At 67.0% G+C, this 4,172-nt stretch carries 6 protein-coding genes; 5 read left to right on the top strand and 1 reads right to left on the bottom strand.

From position 1 onward, the window contains the following. A partial coding sequence (locus ACTQ48_RS10790; RefSeq protein ID WP_441570895.1) for a hypothetical protein occupies positions 1 to 189 on the bottom strand: 189 nt, incomplete at its 3' end. Positions 190 to 193: 4 nt separating this feature from the next. Between ACTQ48_RS10790 and ACTQ48_RS10785 the strand changes: the two genes are divergently transcribed. The 5 genes from ACTQ48_RS10785 to ACTQ48_RS10765 form a co-directional block, all read left to right on the top strand. Next, positions 194 to 1,015, top strand: a complete 822-nt coding sequence (locus ACTQ48_RS10785) for a PD-(D/E)XK nuclease-like domain-containing protein (RefSeq protein ID WP_441042353.1) — start codon at positions 194 to 196, stop codon at positions 1,013 to 1,015. Between the two features lie 4 nt (positions 1,016 to 1,019). Continuing rightward, positions 1,020 to 1,565, top strand: coding sequence for a hypothetical protein (locus ACTQ48_RS10780; RefSeq protein ID WP_441042355.1), 546 nt, complete (start codon positions 1,020 to 1,022; stop codon positions 1,563 to 1,565). Positions 1,566 to 1,675: 110 nt separating this feature from the next. Further along, entirely contained in the window at positions 1,676 to 2,056 is a 381-nt protein-coding gene (locus ACTQ48_RS10775; RefSeq protein ID WP_441085554.1) for a hypothetical protein, read from the top strand. Positions 2,057 to 2,237: 181 nt separating this feature from the next. Continuing rightward, a complete protein-coding gene (ssb, locus tag ACTQ48_RS10770) occupies positions 2,238 to 2,672 on the top strand; it encodes a single-stranded DNA-binding protein (RefSeq protein ID WP_441085553.1) in 435 nt (144 codons plus the stop codon). Continuing rightward, positions 2,639 to 4,172 (top strand): DNA cytosine methyltransferase (locus tag ACTQ48_RS10765; protein WP_441570893.1); only part of this gene is annotated, 1,534 nt, incomplete at its 3' end. The genes ssb and ACTQ48_RS10765, both read left to right, overlap by 34 nt.

The raw sequence follows: 4,172 nt of genomic DNA, 5'->3' as shown, positions 1-4,172 counted from the left end.
CACCCCCCACTTCGCGACGCTCACCGAGCCGATGCGTGCCGCCGGGATCGACTTCGCCGCGCTCGGCGGTGCGTCATGACCCGCCGCATCGTGCTCGACATCATCGTGCCCATCGTCGTCATCCTCGCGCCCGTGGTCTGCGCCGGACTGCGGATCGGGACGGAAGTGCTGCCCACCGATCAGGGACATTGACATGCCTACCACCATCACCCGACCCGGCATCTATGACGGCATCCCCGACGCCGACTACCACGCCGACCCCATCCCCGACGGCTCGCTGTCCGTTAGCCGCGCCAAGGCGCTCCTCGAAGAAGGTGGCCCGGCGAGATTCCGGCACCACGAGCTGCACGGTAGACCCCGCACAGCGGCACTCGACCTCGGTAGCGCCGTCCATGCCCTCATTCTTGGCGAGGGCAAGCGCGTGGTCGAGGTGGCCGCCGAGTCGTGGCGCACCAAGGCTGCCCGTGAGGTGCGCGACGCTGCCCACGCATCTGGACAGGTGGCACTGCTGCCCGCCGAGATGCGCCTCGCAGAGGACATGGCGGGCGTCGTATACCGCCACCCCGCCGCTGTCGAGACCCTCGCAGGCGAGCGCGAGCAGTCGATGTTTGCCCGCATTGACGGACTATGGCTACGTGGCCGGGCAGATGTCATGAATCCGGGGTGGACCGCTGACTACAAGACCGCCCGCGACGCCTCAGAGCGCGGTTTCCTGGCCGCTGCCCACCGATTCCGCTACTACCTACAGGCCGCATGGTATCGCCGCCTCCGCCGAGAGTTGACCGGCGATTTGCTGCCGTTTCGCATCGTCGCCCAGGAGAAGACGGCACCCTACCTCGTCAGCGTGTGGGAGGTTGATCCCTCCTATCTGGCGCTCGGCGAAGGTGAGATGGCGCAGGCGATCACGCTCTACCGCCAGTGTGTCGAGACCGGCAGGTGGCCCGGATACAGCCACGACATCAGGCCCCTCATCCCGCCCACATGGGCATACGACGACGACATCACAGAGGAGTGACGAGATGGACATTGACGACACGATCGCGCCGAAGAGCGACCAGCTCAACGCGGAGGACCTGCTGACCGGCCCGCGCACGTTCACCGTCGACCGAGTGCAGGTGCCCGGCGGCGAGCAGCCCGTGAACATCCACCTGCGCGAGATGCCAGGACGGCCCTACCGCCCAAGCAAAACAATGCGTCGTGTCCTCATCGCAGCGTGGGGCACGAAATCATCGGCCTACGCGGGCCGCTCGCTCACCCTGTACCGCGACCCCGACGTGCAGTTCGGCGGCGAGCGGGTCGGCGGCATCAAGATCAGCCACCTGTCTGACATCGCCCAGCCGTTGCGCCTCGCGCTGACAGAGAAGCGCGGGAAGCGGGCCGCGTACCTGGTCGAGCCGTTGCGACTCGCAAAGCCTGCGCCGACCGTGGATGTGTCAGCGATCACCGACCGCGACGAACTGCGCGCCCTGTGGCAGGACGCCGACGAGGCCACGCGTGCCGCGATCCAGAGTCGCGTCGCCGAACTGCCCGACGAGGGCCTGATCGTGCCGGAGGGCGAGTCGTGACCGGCGTCACGACCAGCATCAGTCCGTGGGGTCATATCCAGCGCACCATCGTCGGTGACACCGGAGCCGTCGAGATATGGGGGGATGAGGTGGGCGGCGGGCGCGGCGCCGTGCCGTGCGAGGTCGTCATCCACCAGTGGGGCGCCCCCGAGGTCGAGCGTCGGTATGAGGAGTGGACGCTGTGCCACGAGCGCAGATGCACATCCCACCGCTACTACGACTATCGGAGGGGTTGGGCGCGTGTGGATGCCGACCTGCGGGCGCTGGCCGCAGCATGGCTCCATCCCCGGCACAGGACCCGCATCTGGAGAGACGCGCCCGCTCATTGGATGTGGCGCTGCAATTGCGGACGAATCGGAAGGTGGCAGTCCACATTTGGCGAGGCCCTGTCGGCGTCTGAGCGTCACCGGCACGACATGGCCGACCTCTCCACCGACGACGGCCTGCGGCGCTACCTCGCCTCCACGCGACGCACCCAGGTCGCGGCATGACACCCACCCTGATCGCTCCCGGGGCGGGTGACGACCGCCGAGCCCCCGCCCCGGGAGCCTGCTCCGCCCTCCACATCCTCACCGGCGCGATGGGACTAGACGACCACCGCCAACCCATCACCCCACGACACCTGTACCGACACGCCCGCTGCACCCACTGCGGCCAGAGAGAGGACCAATCATGAGCACCAACACCATCACCATCTGCGGCAACCTGACGGACTCTCCCGAGGTCCGCTTCACTCAGGCCGGGGCCGCCGTCGCCACCATGACGGTCGCCCACAATCACCGCCGCTACGTCAAGCAGACCGGCGAATGGATCGACGGCGACACCACATTCCTGCGCTGCACCGTCTGGCGCGACATGGCCGAGCACGCCGCCGACACCCTCCGCAGGGGCATGCGGGTCATCGTGACCGGTGAGCTCCAGTCGCGCTCCTACGAGGACAAGGAGGGTCAGCGCCGCACCACCTTCGAGCTGTCCGTGGACGACATCGGACCCTCGCTGCGCACCCAGACCGCCATCGTCAACCGCAGCCAACGCGGGCAGGCGACGCAGGTACCGCAGCCCCAGGATGACCCGTGGGCGAGCCAGACCGGAGAGGCACCATTCTGATGCTCACCGCCGTTGACTTTTTCTGCGCCGACGAGCAGACCGAGATTCTGACCGTTCACGGTTGGCGACTGCATGACGAGGTTGAGGTCGGTGACTTGGTCGCCAGTCTGAATGTCGAAACCGGCATCGCTGGGTTTGCCCCCGTCGAGCAGGTTCACCGATTCGACGCGACCGACGAGCGCATGCTCAGAATCCACGGGAAAGGCATCTCGGCGCTCGTTACGGCCGACCACCGGTGGCCCACCTGGGAGCGTAATAGGCGCGGCGGCAGCGCCACGATGCGGTGGCGCACAACCAGGGACCTCACGTCGGAGTCCATGGTCAAGCGCTCAGCCCCGTTCAACCTGCCGAAAGCCTCCGGTGTCCGCAACGAACTGGTGGAGTTGGTCGGATGGGCATGGACCGAGGGTAACTTCCGCGCCCATGGACGGCTACACATCTATCAGTCGCGTAGCCACAACCCGGACAACTGCCGGCGGATCACTGCGGCACTCACCGCCCTATATGGGCCCCCAGGACGCCGCACCGATGGCCGCGCCTACTGGACGGTGAGCGACTGGGGAGACCAGCGCTGCTGGAGGCTGAACCGCGCTGCCGCCGCGCCAGTTGCGGGTGCACTCGTCAACAAGGCCCCTGCTCACGAGTGGATGCTATGCCTCACACAGGCGCAACTCGACCTTCTTATCGAGGTCTCGATGCTGGCGGACGGGACTCGTCGCGTTCGTGACCTGACCCATGAGGCGACTCTGACCCAAGGTGACCCGGATCGGTGCGATGCGTTCCAGTTCGCCGCCATCCTGGCCGGGCACTCCACGTCAGTGCGCACGTGGCACCAGCGGTATCGCGGGACCGAAGTGCCAATGTGGACGGTAGCCCTCATGGGCCGCGACACCGCGAAACCCCTGCGCCAGAACCGGGTGGAGTGGGTCGACCACACGGGCGTCGTTTGGTGCCCCACAGTCGAGCACGGGACGTGGCTGTGTCGTCGCGACGGAAGGGTTCACTGGACCGGCAACTGCGGGATGGGTGGCAGCTCCACCGGCCTCCGCAGCGCCGGATACGACATTAAGGTCGCCGCCAACCACTGGCAGCGAGCGATCGAAACCCACTCCGCCAACCACCCCGACACTGAGCACTTGTGCGCCGACATCTCCGCGATCGACCTGCGCTACCTGCCACGCACCGACGTTCTGTGGGCAAGCCCCATCTGCACCGAGGTATCACCGGCCGGTGGACACCGCAAACGGACGCGACAACTCGACCTGTTCGAGGAACACGGCCACGTCCCCACCGAGGCGTTCGAGCGGACCCGCGTCACATTCTGGGAGGTGATCCGCGCCGCCGAACTCTTCCGCTACCCGCTCGTCATGATCGAGAATGTCGTGGAGGCAGCCCAGTGGGAGTTGTTCGATACATGGCTGGCGGGCATGACCACCCTCGGCTACACCGCCCAGTTCGTCTCCGTCTCCGCAGCTCACATCGGCTCCGACACCAACCCGC

The sequence above is a fragment of the Collinsella sp. Sow4_E3 genome (assembly GCF_052116285.1).
In the GTDB taxonomy this organism is placed as follows: domain Bacteria; phylum Actinomycetota; class Coriobacteriia; order Coriobacteriales; family Coriobacteriaceae; genus Collinsella.
The sequence above is the reverse complement of the archived record's forward strand: the minus strand, read 5'-3'. Positions and strand labels throughout refer to the sequence as shown.

Excerpts from the sequence above, each read along its gene's own strand:
- ACTQ48_RS10785 (WP_441042353.1), top strand. The coding sequence starts at position 194 with ATGCCTACCACCATCACCCGACCCGGCATCTATGACGGCATCCCCGAC.
- ACTQ48_RS10780 (WP_441042355.1), top strand. The coding sequence starts at position 1,020 with ATGGACATTGACGACACGATCGCGCCGAAGAGCGACCAGCTCAACGCG.
- ssb (WP_441085553.1), top strand. The coding sequence starts at position 2,238 with ATGAGCACCAACACCATCACCATCTGCGGCAACCTGACGGACTCTCCC.